The sequence below is a fragment of the Pollutimonas subterranea genome (assembly GCF_002849655.1).
GTDB classification, from domain to species: Bacteria; Pseudomonadota; Gammaproteobacteria; order Burkholderiales; family Burkholderiaceae_B; genus Pollutimonas; species Pollutimonas subterranea.
The window spans coordinates 1-1,267 of record NZ_PDNW01000057.1 but is presented as its reverse complement, the minus strand read 5'-3'; the positions used below and the strand labels follow the sequence as shown (position 1 = coordinate 1,267).

1 protein-coding gene and 1 pseudogene are annotated in these 1,267 nt (G+C 54.5%); one reads left to right on the top strand and one right to left on the bottom strand.

What is annotated here, in order from left to right; all coding sequences use genetic code 11:
- Positions 1 to 252 precede the first annotated feature (252 nt).
- Complete coding sequence (locus CR159_RS21620; RefSeq protein ID WP_158238588.1) at positions 253 to 420, top strand: hypothetical protein; 168 nt, start codon at positions 253 to 255, stop codon at positions 418 to 420.
- Positions 421 to 502: 82 nt separating this feature from the next.
- On the opposite strand, the pseudogene CR159_RS21305 reads toward CR159_RS21620, so the two are convergent.
- Positions 503 to 1,144 (bottom strand): annotated as a pseudogene (locus CR159_RS21305) (SPFH domain-containing protein); the annotation flags it as partial.
- Positions 1,145 to 1,267: the final 123 nt, after the last annotated feature.

The window sequence follows — 1,267 nt, the reverse complement described above, 5'->3', positions numbered from 1 at the left end:
TCGTACCGTGCGCAACTGGAAGCGCATAGACCAGGTCTGGCTCAACCCGGATAAGGTCAATAAAGAACTACCGGAAACCATGAAGCTCGTTGCATGAAAAAGCGGACATCATTGTTGACAAACACCGAGGGCGGCCATAGTCGGCTGCCTTAAAAGTCGAAACTCGCGAACAGGTGAACTGATCTGCCAGTGCGTCGCATCCCGGCCTGAAATGTTAAATTCGCTGCATTAACAAAAAAGGGAGCCGACGGGATGTCAGCTGAAATGGTCCAATTGCTGGTTATGGCGGCAATCTTTCTAATCATCACCGCAGTTGGTTCGGTCGCCCTGTATCGGGCCGGGCGTCCTGGGTGGTGGTTGCCCGTCGTATTCCTGGCTCTCATCCTTGGTTGGCCGCTCCTGCAGCAGAAACTATTCTGAATCAGGATTCGCCATTCCTGATACCGACCTCGCTGGGCCCGCGCCCCTCCTCCAGGATTTCGGATCCGTTTTTTAGCCGCCTCTAGCCGACGGGCTTGGCGGCCTTGACAATGGTCATGGCCGCGGCAATCATGCTGCCCATATCGCCCATATTGGCGGGTAATATCAAGGTATTGTTTTTCTGAGCAACTTCCTTGAAGGCGTCCACATAACGTTCGGCCACGCTCAGGTTAACGGCATCCATTCCGCCCGGCGCCTGGGTCGCCCGCGCGACCCGCTCCAGGGATTCGGCGGTGGCCTGCGCGATAGTCAGTAGTGCCTGGGCTTCGCCCTGAGCGTAGTTGATCATGGATTGCTGCTCGCCTTCGGACTTTAGGATAGCCGCCTGGCGATTACCCTGAGCAATATTGATGTCTTCCTGCTTTTTGCCTTCGGATTCGGTCACTAGCGCCCGCTTGGTACGCTCAGCGGTGATTTGCAATTGCATGGCCCGCAAGATTTCGTCCGGAGGGGTTAAGTCACTGATCTCGTAGCGCAGCACCTTGACGCCCCAGTTGGTGGCCGCCTCGTCCAGCGCCTTCACTACCGCCACATTGATCAGGTCGCGTTTTTCGAAAGTCTCGTCCATTTCTAGCTTGCCAATTACAGAGCGCAATGACGTCTGGGCCAGATTGGAAATTGCCAGTACGTAATTGGTCGAACCATAGGACGCTTGGCGGGTGTCAATGGCCATTACTTTTGACCCACTATTGGCCAATAAAATTGACCCACCCATTCTTTGCTAACTGGATGTTTTCTGCTTCAGTCGATAGCTCTCGCCGCCGAGCATAAAGATGTTTGAATGATG